This window comes from Halomonas sp. SH5A2 (assembly GCF_014263395.1).
Lineage (GTDB): Bacteria > Pseudomonadota > Gammaproteobacteria > Pseudomonadales > Halomonadaceae > Vreelandella.
The window spans coordinates 1,036,420-1,054,827 of sequence record NZ_CP058321.1 but is presented as its reverse complement, the minus strand read 5'-3'; the positions used below and the strand labels follow the sequence as shown (position 1 = coordinate 1,054,827).

Annotated in this window: 20 protein-coding genes; 5 read left to right on the top strand and 15 right to left on the bottom strand. The window is 57.1% G+C overall.

Going from position 1 to position 18,408, the window contains the following annotated elements; genetic code table 11:
- Positions 1–99: 99 nt before the first annotated feature.
- The 3 genes from HXW73_RS05015 to HXW73_RS05005 form a co-directional block, all read right to left on the bottom strand.
- Positions 100–1,941, bottom strand: coding sequence for a TolC family outer membrane protein (locus HXW73_RS05015; RefSeq protein ID WP_186255180.1), 1,842 nt, complete (start codon positions 1,939–1,941; stop codon positions 100–102).
- Between the two features lie 400 nt (positions 1,942–2,341).
- Positions 2,342–3,211 (bottom strand): DMT family transporter, encoded by an 870-nt coding sequence (locus tag HXW73_RS05010; protein WP_186255179.1) that lies wholly within the window; start codon positions 3,209–3,211, stop codon positions 2,342–2,344.
- Positions 3,208–3,477: a SelT/SelW/SelH family protein gene (locus HXW73_RS05005; RefSeq protein ID WP_186255178.1), complete on the bottom strand. Its 270-nt coding sequence runs from the start codon at positions 3,475–3,477 to the stop codon at positions 3,208–3,210. The genes HXW73_RS05010 and HXW73_RS05005 overlap by 4 nt, the downstream gene beginning before the upstream one ends.
- Before the next feature lie 186 nt (positions 3,478–3,663).
- Here HXW73_RS05005 and HXW73_RS05000 point away from each other — a divergent pair, with 186 nt between their 5' ends.
- From HXW73_RS05000 to ettA, 4 genes are all read left to right on the top strand, one after another.
- A complete protein-coding gene (locus HXW73_RS05000) occupies positions 3,664–4,977 on the top strand; it encodes an MFS transporter (protein WP_186255177.1) in 1,314 nt (437 codons plus the stop codon).
- Between the two features lie 145 nt (positions 4,978–5,122).
- On the top strand, positions 5,123–5,569 hold the full coding sequence (locus tag HXW73_RS04995; RefSeq protein WP_186255176.1) for a PAS domain S-box protein: 447 nt from the start codon (positions 5,123–5,125) through the stop codon (positions 5,567–5,569).
- Between the two features lie 140 nt (positions 5,570–5,709).
- Entirely contained in the window at positions 5,710–5,925 is a 216-nt protein-coding gene (locus HXW73_RS04990) for a PA3496 family putative envelope integrity protein (RefSeq protein WP_186255175.1), read from the top strand.
- 179 nt (positions 5,926–6,104) lie between these two features.
- On the top strand, positions 6,105–7,766 hold the full coding sequence (gene ettA / locus HXW73_RS04985; protein ID WP_186255174.1) for an energy-dependent translational throttle protein EttA: 1,662 nt from the start codon (positions 6,105–6,107) through the stop codon (positions 7,764–7,766).
- Between the two features lie 62 nt (positions 7,767–7,828).
- On the opposite strand, the gene coq7 is transcribed toward ettA, so the two are convergent.
- From coq7 to phaR, 6 genes are all read right to left on the bottom strand, one after another.
- Entirely contained in the window at positions 7,829–8,467 is a 639-nt protein-coding gene (gene coq7, locus HXW73_RS04980) for a 2-polyprenyl-3-methyl-6-methoxy-1,4-benzoquinone monooxygenase (RefSeq protein WP_186255173.1), read from the bottom strand.
- A gap of 40 nt (positions 8,468–8,507) precedes the next feature.
- Positions 8,508–8,849 (bottom strand): histidine triad nucleotide-binding protein, encoded by a 342-nt coding sequence (locus tag HXW73_RS04975; protein WP_186255172.1) that lies wholly within the window; start codon positions 8,847–8,849, stop codon positions 8,508–8,510.
- 58 nt (positions 8,850–8,907) lie between these two features.
- Positions 8,908–9,780: a phosphoribulokinase gene (locus HXW73_RS04970; protein ID WP_186255171.1), complete on the bottom strand. Its 873-nt coding sequence runs from the start codon at positions 9,778–9,780 to the stop codon at positions 8,908–8,910.
- Between the two features lie 3 nt (positions 9,781–9,783).
- Positions 9,784–10,224: an acyl-CoA thioesterase gene (locus HXW73_RS04965; protein ID WP_186255170.1), complete on the bottom strand. Its 441-nt coding sequence runs from the start codon at positions 10,222–10,224 to the stop codon at positions 9,784–9,786.
- Positions 10,225–10,302: 78 nt separating this feature from the next.
- Positions 10,303–11,589: a phosphoribosylamine--glycine ligase gene (gene purD / locus HXW73_RS04960; protein WP_186255169.1), complete on the bottom strand. Its 1,287-nt coding sequence runs from the start codon at positions 11,587–11,589 to the stop codon at positions 10,303–10,305.
- A gap of 72 nt (positions 11,590–11,661) precedes the next feature.
- A complete protein-coding gene (gene phaR, locus HXW73_RS04955) occupies positions 11,662–12,201 on the bottom strand; it encodes a polyhydroxyalkanoate synthesis repressor PhaR (RefSeq protein WP_240538715.1) in 540 nt (179 codons plus the stop codon).
- 172 nt (positions 12,202–12,373) lie between these two features.
- On the opposite strand from phaR, the gene HXW73_RS04950 reads away from it, so the two are divergent.
- Positions 12,374–13,087, top strand: a complete 714-nt coding sequence (locus HXW73_RS04950) for a 16S rRNA (uracil(1498)-N(3))-methyltransferase (RefSeq protein WP_186255168.1) — start codon at positions 12,374–12,376, stop codon at positions 13,085–13,087.
- Between the two features lie 3 nt (positions 13,088–13,090).
- Here HXW73_RS04950 and rloA3 read toward each other — a convergent pair whose 3' ends face one another.
- From rloA3 to hemH, 6 genes are all read right to left on the bottom strand, one after another.
- Entirely contained in the window at positions 13,091–13,660 is a 570-nt protein-coding gene (gene rloA3, locus HXW73_RS04945) for a retropepsin-like aspartic peptidase RloA3 (RefSeq protein WP_446719006.1), read from the bottom strand.
- 33 nt (positions 13,661–13,693) lie between these two features.
- Positions 13,694–14,959 (bottom strand): lytic murein transglycosylase, encoded by a 1,266-nt coding sequence (locus HXW73_RS04940; RefSeq protein ID WP_446719005.1) that lies wholly within the window; start codon positions 14,957–14,959, stop codon positions 13,694–13,696.
- Between the two features lie 75 nt (positions 14,960–15,034).
- Positions 15,035–15,478 (bottom strand): DUF3429 domain-containing protein, encoded by a 444-nt coding sequence (locus tag HXW73_RS04935; RefSeq protein WP_240538714.1) that lies wholly within the window; start codon positions 15,476–15,478, stop codon positions 15,035–15,037.
- Between the two features lie 3 nt (positions 15,479–15,481).
- Entirely contained in the window at positions 15,482–16,900 is a 1,419-nt protein-coding gene (locus HXW73_RS04930) for a DASH family cryptochrome (RefSeq protein WP_186255166.1), read from the bottom strand.
- Between the two features lie 2 nt (positions 16,901–16,902).
- Complete coding sequence (locus HXW73_RS04925) at positions 16,903–17,061, bottom strand: DUF2256 domain-containing protein (RefSeq protein ID WP_186255912.1); 159 nt, start codon at positions 17,059–17,061, stop codon at positions 16,903–16,905.
- A 180-nt stretch (positions 17,062–17,241) separates the two neighbouring features.
- Complete coding sequence (hemH, locus tag HXW73_RS04920; protein WP_186255165.1) at positions 17,242–18,312, bottom strand: ferrochelatase; 1,071 nt, start codon at positions 18,310–18,312, stop codon at positions 17,242–17,244.
- Between the last annotated feature and the right edge of the window lie 96 nt (positions 18,313–18,408).

Sequence of the window (18,408 nt, the reverse complement as noted above, 5' to 3'; positions counted from 1 at the left end):
GCCTGTTCAGATTAGTGCGCCCAGCGGTATTGTCTCGCGCTCTTATTTCTATGACGAAATAGAAAGAACGCGAAACAATCTGCAGCGCCCTGCTCTTACTTAACTGCTGACAGGAAACGCTTCATCATACCCCATATCGCTCAACTGGCGACGAAAGCCTGGTTCTGCATCAGCGGTAGTGCCTACCTGAACACGGTAAAAACCTCCACTGTTAACGACACGGGTGGGTGTGTTCAGCTGATTTGCAAGTTCTTCTTGTAACGCTACGGCCGAGTCTTGGTTAGTCAGGGCCGCTACCTGAAGAAAAGAACTTGCATTCGTTGGGGTGGCGTTAACGGCCTCATCCGTGAATGCTGAAGGAAGCTTCGTGGTTGTGTCTGACGCGTCAGTAACCGAAAGCGTGTCAACGGCGCTTTTCTCATCAAATGAGCGCGCTATACTGACATCCGAAGACGTACCATTATCGGTACTACCCACCAGATCCTCCAGCGTGTAATTGGCAGGCGCTTGAGTCGGGCAGATAGCCTCGGCATCAATCTCGACGCCATCGCTATCCAGGTCTGAAAGGCTCGGCATGTCGGCGCGCGATACGTCCAGCGTGCGCATTAGGTGGCCCATTGAGGCCAGCGTTTCGGCGTCGGCAATGGCGACATCGTACTGGGCGTTAACGTAGGCCCGGCTGGCTTCAAAGAACTCGTTTTCGCTATCCAGCACGTCGAGCAAGGTGCGCTCGCCGATATCGAACTGCTGCTGGTAGGCGCCGCGTACACGGTCAATGGATTGACGATGCTGGTTAAGATAGCGCATCTGCTCGCGCAGCCTTTGGGTATCGCCGTAGGCGATCTGGGTCGTTTGACGAACGTTGCGACAGGCCAGCTCGCGATTTTCAACGGCCTCCTCGATACGCTCGCTCGCTGCACGGAATGAGGCCAAATCTGACCCACCCCGATACAGGTTCATGCTGGCAACCAGTTCGATGCTGCTTTGGTCACGACGACCGATTGCTGACGAGTCATCGTTATTATTGCCAGTGCGCCCAACGATATCCACCCGCGGATGGAAGCCTGCTTCCGCGATGTCTTTTTCAGCACGAGATGCGGCGATGTCTTCAATCGCGGCGTGGAAGTCAGGGTTGCCTTCAAAGGCCAGGTTGACTGCCTCTTGCACCGAGCTGGGTAGCTCACCCGAGAGTTCCGGCGTGGGGGCCAGGTTTTCTACCGGCAGGTCACCGACGATGCGGTTATAGCGCGCCGAGACATCGTGCAGATTAGAGGCTTCGGTCAGCAAGTTGGATTCGGCCAGTGCGACGCGGCCGGTAATTTGCTCAAGATCTACCCCGCGGCCTGCGCCGGAGAGCGCGCGCTCTTCGATCTGGTCATAGACGCGCATGTGCTGGCGGTAGTTATCCTGTGCCAGGCGAACAAGCTCACGATAGCGCAGCACATCCGCGTAGGCCCTGGTCGCTTCCAGGGCAACGGTTTCACTGGCGCCCAGCAGTTCGTAATAGCGTACTAACTCCGCCCGATCCAACTGTTCTACCCGACCGGCAGTGGCGAAGCCGTCATAAACCATTTGAGTCAGTTCGAGTTGCATGTAGTCGGTGTCATAGCTACCGCGGCCATCACCTTCGACAGACTCTCGGCCCACACCAGCGGTGGCATCCACGCTTGGCAGATAACCGCCCCAGGCTTCATCCCTGTCGTAACCTGCCGCATTAAAGGCGCGGAACGCGGCGTTGACTTCGGGATTCTGGGTGATCGCCTGCTGAACAGTCTCTTGCAGATTGGCTGAGCCTGGTATCGCCATATCGGATGGAAGCGACTGTGCCATCGCCTGGCTGAGCGGAAGGAGTGTCAGGCTGGTGCCGAAAGCGGCCGCCTGAATGATACGTGACAAGCCAAACCGTTGGTAAAGCCCGTTGGTGCAGCTGATTTTTTTCATCTGTGGTCCCCTCATGGAATATGAGACAGCGACTGCAGCAAGGCCACCGCAATCACCGATAGCAATCGATACGTTATTTTTTTATCGCGGGACTCACCCCAACATTCACTATGTTCAGGCGGCGCATCCATTCCCGGCTTCCTTACCCTGGTGGTGCTTGGCTCTAGAGCCTTCTGCGTCAGCATTACTCATCACAAAAGCTTAAGCACCCTGATGACGTGTTTCCTATTTATAGCCTACAACCTGTCGGTTACGTAACAATTATTAATGTAAATTATCGTAAAACAAAATTACATTATGTACAAAGGTCGATGCAATAAATTTCTTATTAAGCAGGCATTAATATGTAAACCGACAACCACTGAACTGGTTTACCTAAACTGTTATGAAGCCGTTAGCCCTAAGCTTTACGCGTTTGTTGCCAGCCAAGCCCTGCCAGAATAAGCACCAGACCCACCAAGGTTGAAGGATAAATCGACTCACCAACGACTACAAAAAGTAACAAAAGTGAAACTGGCGGGGAAAGAAAGATCAGGTTTGAGACCTTGGCAGTGCGCGATACTTTGTGAACCGCAAGCTGCCACAAAATAAACGCGATACCCATCTCGAACAGCCCGACGTAAATACCTGCCAACAGCGCCGAACCGCCATGCCACTGAAACCCAGGCCCCCACATCAGCAGCAGTGTTAATACCGGCAGCCCAACGGTGAAGTTCTGCCACTGACCCACCAACGGCTGGCGTTTATCCCGGGCATTGAGCAGCCAGTAAAGCGCCCAAAGCAGCGTGGACGCTAGCGCAAAGGCCACGCCAAGCGGGTCGGCAAAGTCGACATCGAACACATTGCCACGGGTGGCGATCACCCAGACACCGGCGTAGGCGACCAGTCCGGCGGTGACATCTTTAACCGTTAGGCGGTGCCCCAACAGCGGTACTGCCAAAAACGCCATGGCCAGCGCCCAGGTGTAATTCAGCGCCATGGCTTCCTGGCCGGGCAGTCGATCATAGGCGGCAAACAGCACCAGGTAATAGGCCACTGGGTTCATCAATCCGGCCCAGGCGGCGGTCTTCCAGCCAGTAGCTAGCGCTTTTCTGGCGTTGCCTTGATAAACCACCAGGGCACCCATCAATAGCCAGGAAACCAGCACCGCGAGCCACATCAGCTCCAGAGGCGACATCCAGGCCAAGGCAACTTTGAAAGCTGTGGCGACGGTGGACCAGAGGGCAACGGCCCCCAAGCCATAGAGAATTGCTTGGCGGTCCTGATTCATCGGTCGGTATGACCCAGGTCCCGAGCTGGCTCGACGTGGTCTCGCACGCGCTGCTTGAGGGTTTTGATATCCGGGAAACCATCATCGCGTTTGCGCTCCCACAGCAGGGCCTCGTCGCACCATATTTCGAAAGTGCCGCCGTGGCTGGGGCAAAGCGCCACTTCCTCCAGCGCCTCACCAAAGGTGGAGAGCAACTCCTGCGCATACCAGCCGCTGCGAAGCAGCCACTGGCATTGCGTGCAATAGCGAATTTGAATACGCGACATCCTTGAGCTCCAAATCCAGTTAATATAAGAACTAGGGTACTCATTAAAAAGAAGGACCGCTTCCACTCAGCGATACACTCAATGAAAAAATCATTTTTTGGGTTGATCAGGGTCTGTTGGCGTTTCAGCGCTGCAATGAATCAAACGTCAACACCCCTAGTCAGGTGCAACCGCCAAGGAGCTTAGATGGCTAAACAAGACGTTTCACAATCGCGCATTTATGAATGGCTAACCGGCGACGAGGATAGCCGGATGTGCGATGACATCCCCGATAGCGCCTGCCATGAGCAACCGCGTAACTTCATGCTGCATTTATGGGCAGCGCTGGGTAACAAGCTAGCAGATGAGCTATCCAGCGCAAGACTGGTATTGCCCTGGCTGATGGGCATCATCGGTGCACCGGTATGGATGGTTGGGCTACTGGTGCCGATTCGTGAGTCCGGCGCGCTGCTGCCACAGATATTCGTGGCTGGCTTCATTCGCCTCAAGCCGCAACGCAAGTGGGTGTGGGTGGCCGGTGCTGCCCTACAGGCACTCGCGGCACTCGTGCTGGCAGCGTTAGCGTTGTGGAGCAGTGGCAGCTTGGGAGGCAGCCTGGTGTTGGTGGCACTGGTCATGCTGTCGCTGGCCAGAGGCCTTTCGTCCATCGCCACCAAGGATGTCATGGGCAAAACCATTGCCAAACGCCGCCGTGGCACGCTGATGGGCTGGAGCGGCAGTGTTGCCGGGGCGGCTACTCTGGCAGCCGGGGGCGTATTGATACTTCTGGATGACTCCCTTGGCAACGTGACGCTGGCAGCACTGCTAAGCATTGCGGCGCTTGGCTGGGCCGTTAACGGGATCTGCGCCGCCCGCATTGAGGAAACGCCGGGCGCGGTTGAAGGTGGCGAAAATGCCTGGGATAGCATCAAGCTGGGGCTTTCGTTACTCAAGGAAGACCGCACGTTTTTACACTTCAACCTATCCAGAGCGTTACTGCTCTCCAGTGCCTTGGCCCTTCCCTACCTGGCGCTGCTTGGCCAACAGCAGAGCGGCACCGAGCTAAGCAGTCTGGGGCTACTCGTCGTGGTATCCGGCCTAGCCGCCATGGTGGCAAGTCCCGTGTGGGGCAAACGAGCTGACCAGTCCAGCCGAGGCGTTATGCGAGATGCGGCTATCGGGACAACCGTATGCTGTTTGCTGGGGGCTGGCATTGCGTGGCTGCCGACCTTCTTTTCCGAACGTATCTGGCCTTACGCGCTGGTCTATGCCGCGCTGGTGATTGTTCATCATGGTGTGCGCCTGGGGCGCAAAACCTATCTGGTCGATATGGCCAGTCAGGATAACCGCGCCCTTTATGTAGCACTTTCCAACACCTTGACGGGCGTGCTGATGCTGCTGGTAGGCGGGGTCGTCGGCCTTCTGGCCCAGTGGCTGGGCAGTAGCGCCTTGCTGCTCGTTTTATCCGCCACCGCCCTGGCTGCGATGGTCAGTGCTCTGCGCTTACCGGAAGTGGAGTAACGTCAAGTGAGCGTTCAGGATTGCAAAGCGGGGCAACGCTCGCCATGATGGTAGGTAGGTGGCAACCGTTATACGGTCTTTTGCTATCATAAAAATTACGTGACAATACGCTAAGATAGGTTTGGAGCTGCAACAGGACCCCTTGATGAAACGATCTCCCATGATCAGCCCTGCGTTGCTCGAACGCATGGTTGACGCCTCCGAAGACGGCATAGTGGTTGCTGAACAGGAAGGCGACGAAAACATCCTGATTTACGTCAACAAAGGCTTTGAGCGTCTGACCGGTTACAGCGCCGATGAAATTTTATACCGGGACTGCCGCTTCCTGCAGAACGAAGATCGCGACCAGACCCCTTTGGCCGCAATCCGTGATGCGCTTAGCGCAGGCGAGCCTTCGCGGCAGGTGCTGCGCAACTATCGGAAAGACGGCACCATGTTCTGGAATGAGCTGTCGATCACACCGGTTTTCGATGAAGCCGATAACCTGATGTATTACATCGGCGTACAGAAAGATGTTACCGAACGAGTGGAAGCACAGCAGGCGTTAGCCGCACTCCAGGCCCAGCAGACAGACGCAAAAACAGAAAAATAAAACGACAACACTTGATCTTCAACGTAACCGGCGTTATATAGCGGCAAGGCGCTTGACCAAGCGCTAGGCGCTTTCTGTTGCTCTTGAAACCAGGAAGCCATAATGACGCCGGCACGCCGGCTTGGGTTGGAGGGCCAGATATGAGCCGTGACCCCTTGAGTCGTGAATCTTTCTCTCCTGAAGACGCTGAAGTGGATGACTTCGATTCCCCCGACGCCGTCAATGACGAACATTACGGCCGCTCTCGGTCGAACAGCAAAGCCGATAGCCTGCGCGCCCGACGCCAGGTAGAGGCCTGGCTTGAAGAACGCCGCCTCAAACGTGCGATCGATGACAGCTGGGACGAAGAAGAGTAACCAAGAAAGAGTAATCAAGAAAAACTACGGCGTCTTCCCGGTGGCGGTACCAGGTATCAACCTGACCGCATCTAGGCGGTGAGCCCTCCTCGGCTGGCCTTTCGACACGCGGGGCTCTATCATCTGCCTATCGCCCAGCGGCGACGCTGGCATTTCGTTCATCAACTATACGGATTTCCATGGCGCAATACGTTTTCACCATGAACCGGGTTGGCAAGATCGTGCCGCCCAAAAAGCAAATTCTCAAAGATATCTCGCTGTCGTTTTTCCCGGGGGCCAAGATTGGTGTACTGGGCTTGAACGGCGCGGGTAAATCCACACTGCTGCGCATCATGGCCGGTGTCGATCAGGAGTTTGAAGGTGAAGCCCGTCCGATGCCGGGAATCAACGTCGGCTATTTGCCTCAGGAGCCGGAGCTCGACGACAGCAAGAACGTCCGCGAAACCGTCGAAGAAGCCTTGGGCGCCATCAAAGAAGCGCAGGAAAAACTCGATGGCGTTTACGCCGCCTACGCCGAGCCGGATGCCGATTTTGATGCCCTGGCGAGCGAGCAGGCACGCCTGGAAAACATTATCGAGGCTGCCGACGCCCATAACATCGAGCGTAAGCTCGACGTCGCCGCCGAAGCGCTTCGCCTCCCCCCCTGGGAAGCCCAAGTCGGCAACCTTTCCGGTGGTGAGCGCCGCCGCGTGGCGCTGTGTCGTCTGCTGCTTTCAAGCCCCGATATGCTACTGCTCGACGAGCCGACCAACCACCTGGATGCCGAGTCGGTCGCCTGGCTGGAGCGTTTTCTTCACGACTACAGCGGCACCGTAGTGGCCATTACCCACGACCGCTACTTCCTCGACAATGTCGCGGGTTGGATTCTGGAGCTTGACCGCGGTCAGGGTATTCCGTTTGAGGGCAACTACTCGCAGTGGCTCGAGCAGAAAGACCAGCGCCTGGGTCAGGAAGCCAAGCAGGAGGCTTCGCGTCAGAAAGCCATCAAGCAGGAGCTTGAGTGGGTGCGCTCCAATTCGAAGGGCCGCCAGGCGAAAAGCAAGGCACGCCTTAACCGCTTTGAGGAAATGCAGTCTGGTGATTTCCAGAAGCGTAATGAAACCAATGAGATCTATATTCCACCCGGCCCGCGCCTGGGGGATAAAGTCATCGAGTTTCATGATGTGGCGAAGCGCTTTGACGACAAATTGCTTTATCAGGATCTTTCGTTCTCGATTCCCCCCGGTGCGATTGTCGGCATTGTAGGCGGTAACGGCGCCGGTAAGTCGACCATGTTCAAGCTGATTACCGGCCAGGAACAGCCCGATGCGGGTGAGGTCGTGCTGGGTGAAACGGTAGATATCGCTTATGTCGAGCAGCTGCGCGATGCCCTGGACGACAAGCAGACCGTTTGGCAGGCCGTTTCCGGCGGCCAGGACATCCTCAACATCAATGGGTATGAGGTCGCTTCGCGGGCGTACGTGGGTCGCTTCAACTTTAAAGGCAATGACCAGCAAAAACGCCTAGATGAGCTGTCCGGTGGTGAGCGTGGTCGTTTGCAACTGGCGCAAACGCTCAAGCAGGGGGCCAACGTGCTGCTGCTTGACGAACCGTCCAACGACCTGGATATCGAGACGCTACGTGCACTGGAAGAAGCACTGCTGGCCTTCCCGGGTTGTGCCATGGTCATCTCGCACGACCGCTGGTTCCTTGACCGGATTGCTACGCATATTCTGGCGTTTGAGGGCGATTCCGAGGTGGTCTTCTTTGACGGCAACTACACCGACTATGAAGAAGATCACAAGAAGCGCGTCGGCAACGACACGCCCAAGCGCATGAAATACAAGCGCATCGATGCTTAAAGCGTTTGATCTGCAAAAAAACCCCGCTTCGGCGGGGTTTTTTTGTAGGTATCTGCGCGCAATTAGCCGTGATACGTCGTTTTACTAACCGCCTTGAAGGCACCCCTCATGAGCCATTGCACCGGCGCCGGCAGGCTGACACCGCCCGCTTCCAACGCCAGTTGGGCATGGTGATTTTTCTCTACGGCCATTTGGCGAAGCATCGTACGTGACGTCTGGTCAGCCTCCGGCAGGCGTGACTGCTGGTCGCCGAAACGCTTGGCAGCTTGTGATTCACTGGCGGCCAGTAGACCCAGGCCAAGGCGTTCGCTCAGCGCGCCCGTGGTCGCGCCAATACTCAGCGAGGCTATATAGAAACACGGCGCAAGCAGGCTTGTACGACTATCCAATTGCCGTAGCCGCTGGCTAAACAGGGCCAAGTGGCCAAGATCATTGGTTGCTGACTGTTGCATTTGTGCGCTGGCATCGGGCCGTTGGGCAAACAGCCGCTGCCCCTGGTAAAGCCCTTGCAGGCATACTTCACCATTGTGGTTGACGCGCATCATGCCTGACACGTGGTGGGCCTCGAAGGCTGTCAGGGTTTCATCGCTTGGCGACACCGGCACAGGCGCTTTTGAACGCACCGTAGGCGGTGCCAGCGTGCGCAGCGCACGGTCAAACTGATAGATCCATTGGTCAGAACGGGGGCATCGACGCATCATGGCTCGCTCCTTGGCCGAGGGTCGTAAAAGTCGCAGCGACTTACCCGGCGGGCCAGGTAAACTGACGCCCGCCGAGCAAGTGCATGTGGATATGATAGACCGTTTGGCCGCCCATTTCGTTGCAGTTCATGACGATCCGGTAGCCATCGTCGGCAAAGCCCTGCTCTTGGGCGAGCTTCGCTGCGGTATATTGCAACCGCCCAACGGTCACCAGGTCATCATCCTGTATATCGTTGAGCGTGGCGATGTGCTTCTTGGGAATGATCAACTGATGCGTGGGTGCCTGGGGATTGATGTCGTTGAACGCCAGCACGTGCTCGTCTTCATAGACAATATCAGCAGGGATTTCGCGGTTGATGATTTTACAAAACAGACAGTCCATAAAAGCTCCTCAGTGAGCGTGACCTGGCGACACAGGTAAACGATTGTTACCTGTGAGCTTAACGAAAACGCCGCTGTGACAACAAGTGGCGCACCAACGGCGCCAGGATAAGCTCCATGGCCAGCGACATTCTTGCACCCGGCACCACCAGGGTGTGGGGCCGGGTCATGAACGAATCCTTGATCATCGCCAGCAGCCAGGGAAAGTCCACCGTGGAAGGGTCACGGAAACGGATGACCACAAACGACTCCGCGTCGGTGGGAATATCCTGCACCTCAAAGGGGTTTGAGGTATCCACCGTGGGCACGCGCTGGAAATTGATGTGCGTGCGCGAAAACTGGGGTTGGATATAGCGCACGTAGTCATCCATGCGGCCCAGAATGGTGTCGATGACCGCTTCCTGGGAGTAACCGCGCATCTTGGTGTCGCGATCGATTTTCTGGATCCATTCCAGATTCATCGTGGGCGCTACGCCTACCAGCAGATCAACATGACGGGCAATGTCGAACTCTTCCGTGACCAAGCCGCCGTGCAGGCCTTCGTAAAACAGCAAATCGGTGCCGCAGGGGAGCGACTGCCACTCTGTGAAGGTGCCGACCTTGTGCCCCGCCTCGATCTTTTGTTTATCTTCAGCATGGATATAGTGCCTGAAGGTCCCCGTGCCATGCTCGCCGTATTCGATAAACATGCCTTCGAGACGATCCAGCAGGTTGGCTTCGACGGCAAAATGCGACAGTTCGTTTTTGCGCTCGGGCTCTTCGCGGAACATGCGATGCAGCTCATCGCGGGTATAGCGATGGAAGGCGTCACCGTCCACCATGGCGGCGTGCACGTCTTCACGCAGAAACATGCGCTCGAAGCTGCGCCGCACGGTGGTGGTACCGGCGCCGGACGAACCGGTGATGGCAATAATCGGGTATTCACGGGACATCGGTCAGGTGCCTCTTGCTTGCGCTAATGCTTGCACGACCGCCTCTGGCACGGTTACCGGACGACCCGAGGCCATGTCAATCAGCAGTTGATTAATACGCGCGGTTGCGACTGCTTTACCGCTCCCGGCATGGGCGATGCGCTGATAAATCGTTAATGCCTTGCCTTCGGGGGGAGGCACGGCGGTTTCAATCACCAAGGCGTCCGGCCAGCGCGCTTCGCTTTGGTATTGCACCGCCAGATCCGCAACCACACTGGGGTAGCCGTGCATGTCCCATTCCGGCAGATCGAGGGCGGCAAACGCCTGGATGCGCGCCTCGTGGAGGAGCGACACAAGCGCGTCGTGGCCGAGATGACGACCGTAGTTCATATCCGTGACGCGGACGCTTAGCGAATGGCGATGAATGATCGCTGCGTCGGGAAAATCGAGCTGAACCCGTTCCATCCAGTTATCCTTGTTGTGATCGGCAGTCGCGGCAGGATGCCCATGTGACTATCTAAGCGTCAACCTTCAGGCGAAGCGTCAACCTTCCCGAGCAATCGCTCGGTAAGCGATATCGCGACGGCAGATAACGCCTTCCCAATGAATCTCGTCCACTCCCTGGTACGCCGCCTGTTGTGCCTGGGAGACGCTTTCGCCCAAGGCGGTAACGCACAGTACGCGGCCACCTGCGGTCAGGATATCACCCTGGTCGTTTTGTTGAGTCCCCGCATGAAACACCTTGCAGCCATGGCGTTCGGCATTGGCAATGCCGTGAATCACATCGCCCTTGCGATAACTGCCCGGGTAACCGCCGGCGGCCAATACGACACCTACCGCCGCGCGGGAGTCCCATTCGCAGCGCTGACCGGCAAGCTTGCCTTGTGCACCGGCAAGGCACAGTGCGGCAAAATCCGAGGTCAAGCGCAGCATGATGGGCTGGGTTTCCGGGTCGCCAAAGCGGCAGTTGTATTCAATCACCTTCGGGTTACCCTGCGCGTCGATCATCAGGCCGGCATAGAGAAAACCGCTGTAGGCATGACCTTCAGCGGCCATTCCCTTGACCGTGGGCAGTATCACCTGCTGCATGATGCGCTCGTCGACATCCTGCGTGACCACGGGTGCCGGTGAGTAGGCGCCCATACCGCCGGTATTCGGCCCATTATCGCCGTCGTAGGCGCGTTTGTGGTCCTGGCTGGTCGCCATGGGCACCACATTTTCACCATCGACCATGACGATAAAGCTGGCTTCTTCACCGTCCAGGAATTCTTCGATTACTACCCGTGCGCCCGCATCGCCAAACGCATTGGCTTCCAGCATGTCACGAATCGCGGCTTCGGCTTCCGCATGGTTCATGGCGACGATTACACCTTTACCGGCCGCCAGACCGTCGGCCTTGATGACGATGGGCGCGCCTACGTCGGCCAGGTAGGCAAGCGCTGGCTCAACGGCCGTAAAGGTTTGATAGTCGGCCGTGGGAATCGCATGACGCGCCAGGAAGTCCTTGGTGAACGATTTCGAGCCTTCCAACTGGGCGGCTGCCTGGGTGGGGCCAAAGATGGTCAGACCCGCCGCCTGGAATTGATCCACTACGCCTTCGACAAGCGGTGCCTCCGGCCCCACGACCGTCAGCGCCACGTCTTCCTGGCGGGCAAACGCCACCAGCGCGGAAACATCGTTCGCTTCGATGGCGACGTTGGTCAGTTTTTCCTCACCGGCGGTGCCTGCATTGCCCGGTGCCACAAACACCTGCGAGACGCGCGGCGACTGGGCCAGCTTCCAAGCCAGCGCGTGTTCGCGACCACCGCCGCCTATCATCAAAACCTTCATGGATATCCTTCTTTGCGGAAGAGCAGATTAATCGCGGCATTATGCCACAGCTTGCCCGCACGTCGCTGGCCCTTACGATGACTTGTCGTCGTCGCGCTTGTCTTTATGAGCCCTGGTGTTAGGGGACTGGTCGCTATGGGATTTGTCGCTCTGGCCCATATCGTCGCTATCATTTTTGCCGGTGGGCGGCGCCTGATTCATCGTCTTCTGCCAGAAACGCATGTTTTCCTCGGCCAGCTCGCGCATGAATTCCATGGGCGTATGGCGAATGGCCTGCTGCCACTGGTCTTGCATGCGCTTTTGCTGCTCCATCATGATCTCGGTGCCTTGCTCCAGATAACGCGCCAGCGGCAACGGCGACGACATGTCATAGACCCGGATCAACTGAGCCAGCAGGTCGTTGGAGAACACTTCGGCGTCACTGTCGGCACTTTCCTGCTCGATGATAATCGACAGCAGGATCGTACGCGTGAGGTCTTCACCGCTTTTAGCATCCTCGACCCGAAACGGCTCTTCATCAAGAATCAGACGGCGCAGATCCTCCAACGTCACGTAACGGCTTTGTTGGGTATCATACAATCTGCGATTGGCATATTTACGAATGACGCGCACGGCGATTCTCCTTAAACGCGATAGGGCTTTGCTTCCCGTTGCTGTTATTGTGCCTGCACTTGGCGGCCATGCAAGCCATGTCTCGATATTCAATGGGCGTAGTGTCGGCCGGGGCGTGACAAATGGGCCTTTCTTGACCCTTCCATCAACCACTCACTAGTACATCACTGCCATGAACCTGATTTTACTCGAACCTCACGATGTGGCCCAGAACGGCCAGGCGCTGCTGCGCGACCAACGCCGTTTGACACACCTGCGCGAGGTACACCGCGCCCAGCCAGGGGATACGCTCACCGTCGGCTGCTCAGACGGGCTGATCGGCAAGGCCGAATTGACAGCGATTGGGCCCGATCAGGCAACGCTCCGCTGGGAGCACCTTGGCGAGCCACCACCACCCGCCCTGCCCGTGCACCTGGTGCTGGCATTACCGCGCCCGCGTATGCTGGCACGCACCCTGGAACACGTAACCGCGCTTGGCGTAAAGCGCTTGACGCTGCTGCATACCAAACGGGTCGAAAAAAGCTATTGGCAATCCCCCGAACTACGCCCTGAGAAGATACACCAGCATCTGGTCCTGGGCCTTGAGCAGGCACGCGATACCGTGATGCCCAGCGTGACCTTGGTGAAAGGCTTTCGGGCGTTCCTCGACGAGCATTTGCCAGCGCTACTGGCACAGGGCCGCGGCCTCGTTGCCCACCCGGGCATGGCCTATCCTTGCCCAAGGGGCATCAGCGAGGAAACGGTATTGTTCATAGGCCCTGAGGGGGGCTTTATCGACTGGGAAGTGGATCAGCTGTTGAACGCGGGCTGTGAAGGCATGCACCTTGGCCCGCGTATTCTGCGAGTGGAGACCGCCGTGACGGCTTTATTATCACGGCTTTTTTAAGGGTCAGGTTTTATCGCTGGCGTCATCATCGTCAGGATCATGGGCCACTACCTCTGCATCCTCGTCGCAGTCGGGCTCTTGCATGAAGGTTTCACGCACATCGAGCAGGCCGAGGTGGCTGATGGTGCGCCGCCCCAGCAATAGCGGATAATTCATGTCTTCCCGGTTACGCAGGCTGAACTGCTCTTCGTAGATGGTGTCGCCCATGCACAGGTTGAGCAGCACCACGGGGCGCCTGTCCGTGCCACCGGCACCGCGGAGTTTCAGGTTGCGGTATAGCGGGCGCTCGATCTCATCGCTGAACACCTCGCCGCTTTCCTCGTCTTCAAGCTTGAGGCGAAAACGCACCCAGTCTTCGTCATCCTTTTCAAACATCTCGATGTCCCGAGCGTCCAGCGACGAGGTCAAGGCACCGCTATCAAGCTTGGCTTTGACTTCGGTTCCCCAGGGTTGCAGGGTTGCCTTTTCCACCCAGCCAAATACCTTGTCGTCATTGGCAACTGCCTGGCTGCTTGCCAGGGCCGCGACAATGGCGACACTACTTAACAACGTCGTTACCACCTTGGGCATCATCATTTCCTATCCTGGTATCCTTTAGAAAAAGGGCTACTCAACCCGCTGACGCAGCCGCTCAAGCAATGATTGCGTCGCGAAACCATCGGGGGTCAATCCCTCAGCCCGCTGAAAAGAACGCAGACCCTGACGGGTGTTGGGCCCCATAATGCCATCGGCTCCGCCGACGTCGTAGCCGACCTGGTTGAGGTAGCGCTGAAGTGCTTGGACATCATCCCGCGTCAAAGGTGCCTCTTCACGCGGCCAACCTTCCTGAATGCCATCGCGCCCAGCGATGGCATCACTTAGTGTTGCCACCGCCAGCGCGTAGCTGGTGGCGTTGTTATAGCGCAAAATGGCGCGGAAATTGGGTCCCACTAAAAATGCTGGGCCCTCGGCCCCGGCAGGCACGATCACTTCGGCACTATCAAAACGCGGGAGTTGACCGCTCACGGCTTCCACGCCCTGTTGTGCCCAGGCCTGGCTATCGCGACGCCCGGTCTGAGCGTAGTCGTAGTTATCCGGCAGATTTACCTCAACCCCCCAGGGTTGCCCAGGCTGCCAGCCCGCGCGGGCCAGGTAGTTGGCCGTTGACGCCATGACATCCGGGATACTCTCCCAGATGTCGCGGCGGTTATCGCCGTCACCGTCGACGGCGTAAGCTTCAAAACTGGTGGGGATGAACTGAGTATGCCCCATGGCACCGGCCCAGGAGCCACGCATATCCTCAGCGGCGATATCGCCTTGCTGGATTATCCGCAGGGCCGCCAGCAGCTCCTCGCGGGCGAATTGCTGACGACGGCCATCAAAAGCCAGCGTCGCCAATGCTTCGAGGGTGGAGAAATCACCGAAGTTGCTGCCGTAGTTACTCTCGATACCCCAGATCGCGACAATAATCTCCGCAGGGATACCATAACGCTGCTCCATTTGCTCTGCGGTACGACGATGTTCCGCCAGCCGATCCTGCCCGTTGTTGATACGGGTACTGGAGACCGCCGTATCAAGGTATTCCCAGATGGGGCGCACGAATTCAGGTTGGTAGCGATCGAGCTCGATAATCCGTTCGCGGTAGCGGACCTGATCGAAAGCCTCACGCAGCGTCGCTTCGCTGATGCCTTGATCCCTGGCGTAGCGTCGGAAGGCATCGCGCCACTGATTGAAACTCTCGTGCTGTATGTCTTCCGCAACCTGATCCGCCACCTTGGCATCTACCTCGGTCATCAGTTGCTGGTTGGCCAGCACCGAGGGACTCAAAAGCAACACGGCCGTTATCCCGAACGTGGCGCGAATCGAGGAAATTGTCAGCTTTTTATACAACATCATGGCTTCCTTTAAGGCAGTCCTTGGCAGTGCCGATAATGGCCCAGAACGTTGTAGGTTACTAGGGTCTTTTGATTACCAAAGGCGAGTCAACAAGACGACGTGGGCAAGCACAACGATTACGGTTAATAGCGTGCGCAGCTGCCAGTACCATCCTGGCCAACCAAAGCGACCATTGCGGCTGAGGTCATACCCCCAGACAAACACAAAGCCGACGCATAACACGACAAGCCCCCGAAGCGGACTAAACAGCAAGGCTGGCCAGGCGATCAAACTCGGGGCCATGGCGATTAGCAGTCGAGGGCTGTGGTCTGGTTGCGGATTTTGCAGCGCTGCCCCCCAGTGCGTGCCGCCCAGAAACGACAAAATCACCGCGCTGTAATACAAAAATGCTCGCACGGCGGTTTCTTGCCAGACGCCCGGGCCCCACCCGGCCAATCCGAGGGTCAACAGGAACGGCAGTAAGCCTGCCAGCCCCAACAACCAGGCGGTACGGCGATCTTCCATGGATACCTTCATCAATTACTCGTCTGTTGCTTCCAGTTGCACTTCATCGATCAGCCAGCGCTGCCAGGCTTCGGGTGCCACCCGAGGCGCCGGGAATCGCCCAGCGGCAACTCGCCATGGCTGTTGCCGAGCCAGACCATTGGGCAAGCTCTCCAGTTCAGGCAGCCAGTGCGCCACGTAAAGCCCTTTAGGGTCATAGTGACCGGCCTGCTTCAATACGTTGAAGTAACGGTCCTGACGCGGGTCGCGTCCGACACCGGCAATATAGCGCCAGTTGCCCCAGTTGCTCGCCACATCGTAGTCCAGCAGGCAGTGCTCGAACCAGGCGGCGCCCAGTCGCCAATCCACGCCCATATCCTTGACCAGAAAGCTGGCAACATTCTGGCGGACACGGTTGGAAATCCACCCCGTGCTGCTTAGTTCCAGCATCGCGGCATCGATAAACGGCACGCCTGTATCGGCATAACGCCAGGCATCGAAGTCTGCGTTGATGGCAGGCAACTGTGCGTGGCCGAATAGCGCCTCACCTTCCAGTTGCGCCGCGCGTAAAAAATACTCCCGCCATAGCAGCTCGAAGCCAATCCAGTAGCTGGATTCATTACTGCCGTACTGTGACTCCCAGGCTTTTACTTCATCGTGCACTTGGCGTGGCGATAAACAGCCATGGGCCAACCAGGGTGAAAAACGCGTAGAAAAATTGGCCCCCAAGAGCCCGTTGCGGGTTTTCTTGTAGGTCGCCGGGCCATGTTGCTGCCAGATGTACTGATGCAGTCGCTCGCGGCCCGCCGCCTCTCCTCCTACAAATTCGAGTCCCTGGCGCTCATCCGGCTGCCAGTTCGCACTGGCGTTACACACCTTGTTCAGCGGCGGAAAGCCACGCGGGGCGTCGGGCCAGGCAGGTAAGGTAATCGGCGCGGCGAGGCTTGATGGAATGACACAGTGTTTCTCGACCTGGCGCCGAAAGGCCGAAAAACTCTCAGGCAGTCGAGATAGGTCAAACGGCAGGTCCTGTTCGTCAATCAACCGGCCCGATTCATGGCGCTCAATCAAGGTAGTCGGCGAAAGCCGATCTTTGACCGCCTGAATGTGCTGCTTTTCTTCTACACCTACGTGCTCTGCAACCCTTACTTTACGCGCCTGCAGCTTTTCGGCGAGCGATACAACCTCTTTGACGGGATCGCCAATTCTTACCAAGAGGTCGCTGCCCCGCTGTAATAGTTCGCCGCGAAGCTCCATCAGGCACTGCCATAGAAAACGTAGCCTTGCCGGACCAATTCGCAATTCATTGGCATCGTCAAATAATGGGGCCAGCCACGCTTCATCAAGCACGTAAAGACAGACGAGATGATCCGGCAGGTCGTCCAGGCGCAGCAATGGGTTGTCCGCTACTCTGAGGTCGTCGTGCAGCCAGACGATATCGATCGTGCTGTTCATGCTCAGGTCTCCTCAGCGCGTTTTGCTATCCGGGCTTCGCGCTGACAGCGTTTGCTGCAATAGCGGACCTCATCCCAGCATCGCGCCCATTTCTTTCGCCAAGTAAATGGGCGTTGGCAGTGAACGCAGACTTTTTCCGGTAAATGGTGTTGATGGGACATATTGATGTTCGCCAAGTATGAGGCGTCCTCTAAACATAGACACCATACCTTATACAGTACAATTATTGTACATATATTTCTCAAGCCATTACGCCATTCGCCGGGTGACACCAGGCACAAAAAAGCCACCCGATGGTGGCCAATGAAAAAAGAGGTAAATGCTAGAGATAAAGTATTCGCCTACAACCATCCTGACAATTCGTTGTTGACCACCGCGACTAGCGCATCAATGTGATCATCCCGGTCGTTCAGGCAAGGAATATAACTGAAGGTTTCTCCTCCCGCCTCCATGAAGCTGTCGTGAATCTCTTCCTTGATCTCTTCCAGCGTCTCGACGCAGTCAGACGAAAAGGCAGGCGACAGGATAGCGATGTGCTTGTGCCCCTGCTTGGCCAATTCTGCTACGTGATTAACGGTTTGCGGGCCAACCCACTTTTCGGGGCCAAACTGTGACTGGAAGGCGGTGTCGACTTCTTCTTTGCTGAACCCCAGCTTTTCGCGCAGCAGACGCGTGGTTTTCTGGCATTGGCAGTGGTAGGGATCGCCTTCAAGCAGGTAACGCTCGGGCACGCCATGGTAACTGGCGACCAGCTTGGTCGGCCGCGACGCGAACCCTTCGTAGGCTTCCCGCACCGAGTTGGCCAGCGCATCCGTATAGGCGGGATGGTCGAAATAGGCTGGCACTGTGCGAATGGAAGGCTGCCATTTCATTTTCATCAGGGTACGAAACGCCTGGTCGTTGGCCGTCGCCGTGGTAGGCGAGCCGTACTGCGGGTAAAGCGGGAAGAACACGATTTTCTCGCAACCTTTCTCCTTCAAGCGATTCAGCACGCTTTCGGTCGAAGGGTTGCCGTAGCGCATGCAGAAATCGACTTCCACATCATCGCCGTAGAGCGCCTTCATACGCTCGGTCATTTTCTGCGTTTGCGCCCGGGTGGTGGTCAGCAGCGGGCTTTCGTTCAACTCATTGTTCCAGATGCTTTTATAGGCGTTGCCTGATGAGAATGGCCGCTTGGTCAAGATAATCAGCTGCAGCAACGGCTGCCACTTCCAGTTGGCGTAATCAACCACCCGCTTATCAGACAGGAACTCGCTCAGGTAGCGACGCATTGACCAGTAGTCGGTGGCATCCGGGGTACCCAGATTGGCCAATACCACGCCCACCTTCGCGCGGGGCACGGGGGGGTGGTCGCTGGGGGCATGCATTAGGCGACCTTCGCCCGGCTGATCCTTTGCGACTTGCTCGGTCATGATACTCACTCCTGCTGACAGCGCCTTGAAAAATAAATCCTACCACTTTTCTGCAAACCGGCGGCATAAAGTTATACTATTAACATTATTTGTACA

Bases quoted from the DNA above. Each gene is read 5' to 3' on its own strand.
- HXW73_RS05015 (WP_186255180.1), bottom strand. From the start codon at position 1,941: ATGAAAAAAATCAGCTGCACCAACGGGCTTTACCAACGGTTTGGCTTG.
- HXW73_RS05010 (WP_186255179.1), bottom strand. From the start codon at position 3,211: ATGAATCAGGACCGCCAAGCAATTCTCTATGGCTTGGGGGCCGTTGCC.
- HXW73_RS05005 (WP_186255178.1), bottom strand. From the start codon at position 3,477: ATGTCGCGTATTCAAATTCGCTATTGCACGCAATGCCAGTGGCTGCTT.
- HXW73_RS05000 (WP_186255177.1), top strand. From the start codon at position 3,664: ATGGCTAAACAAGACGTTTCACAATCGCGCATTTATGAATGGCTAACC.
- HXW73_RS04995 (WP_186255176.1), top strand. From the start codon at position 5,123: ATGAAACGATCTCCCATGATCAGCCCTGCGTTGCTCGAACGCATGGTT.
- HXW73_RS04990 (WP_186255175.1), top strand. From the start codon at position 5,710: ATGAGCCGTGACCCCTTGAGTCGTGAATCTTTCTCTCCTGAAGACGCT.
- ettA (WP_186255174.1), top strand. From the start codon at position 6,105: ATGGCGCAATACGTTTTCACCATGAACCGGGTTGGCAAGATCGTGCCG.
- coq7 (WP_186255173.1), bottom strand. From the start codon at position 8,467: ATGATGCGTCGATGCCCCCGTTCTGACCAATGGATCTATCAGTTTGAC.
- HXW73_RS04975 (WP_186255172.1), bottom strand. From the start codon at position 8,849: ATGGACTGTCTGTTTTGTAAAATCATCAACCGCGAAATCCCTGCTGAT.
- HXW73_RS04970 (WP_186255171.1), bottom strand. From the start codon at position 9,780: ATGTCCCGTGAATACCCGATTATTGCCATCACCGGTTCGTCCGGCGCC.
- HXW73_RS04965 (WP_186255170.1), bottom strand. From the start codon at position 10,224: ATGGAACGGGTTCAGCTCGATTTTCCCGACGCAGCGATCATTCATCGC.
- purD (WP_186255169.1), bottom strand. From the start codon at position 11,589: ATGAAGGTTTTGATGATAGGCGGCGGTGGTCGCGAACACGCGCTGGCT.
- HXW73_RS04950 (WP_186255168.1), top strand. From the start codon at position 12,374: ATGAACCTGATTTTACTCGAACCTCACGATGTGGCCCAGAACGGCCAG.
- rloA3 (WP_446719006.1), bottom strand. From the start codon at position 13,660: ATGATGCCCAAGGTGGTAACGACGTTGTTAAGTAGTGTCGCCATTGTC.
- HXW73_RS04940 (WP_446719005.1), bottom strand. From the start codon at position 14,959: ATGTTGTATAAAAAGCTGACAATTTCCTCGATTCGCGCCACGTTCGGG.
- HXW73_RS04935 (WP_240538714.1), bottom strand. From the start codon at position 15,478: ATGAAGGTATCCATGGAAGATCGCCGTACCGCCTGGTTGTTGGGGCTG.
- HXW73_RS04930 (WP_186255166.1), bottom strand. From the start codon at position 16,900: ATGAACAGCACGATCGATATCGTCTGGCTGCACGACGACCTCAGAGTA.
- HXW73_RS04925 (WP_186255912.1), bottom strand. From the start codon at position 17,061: ATGTCCCATCAACACCATTTACCGGAAAAAGTCTGCGTTCACTGCCAA.
- hemH (WP_186255165.1), bottom strand. From the start codon at position 18,312: ATGACCGAGCAAGTCGCAAAGGATCAGCCGGGCGAAGGTCGCCTAATG.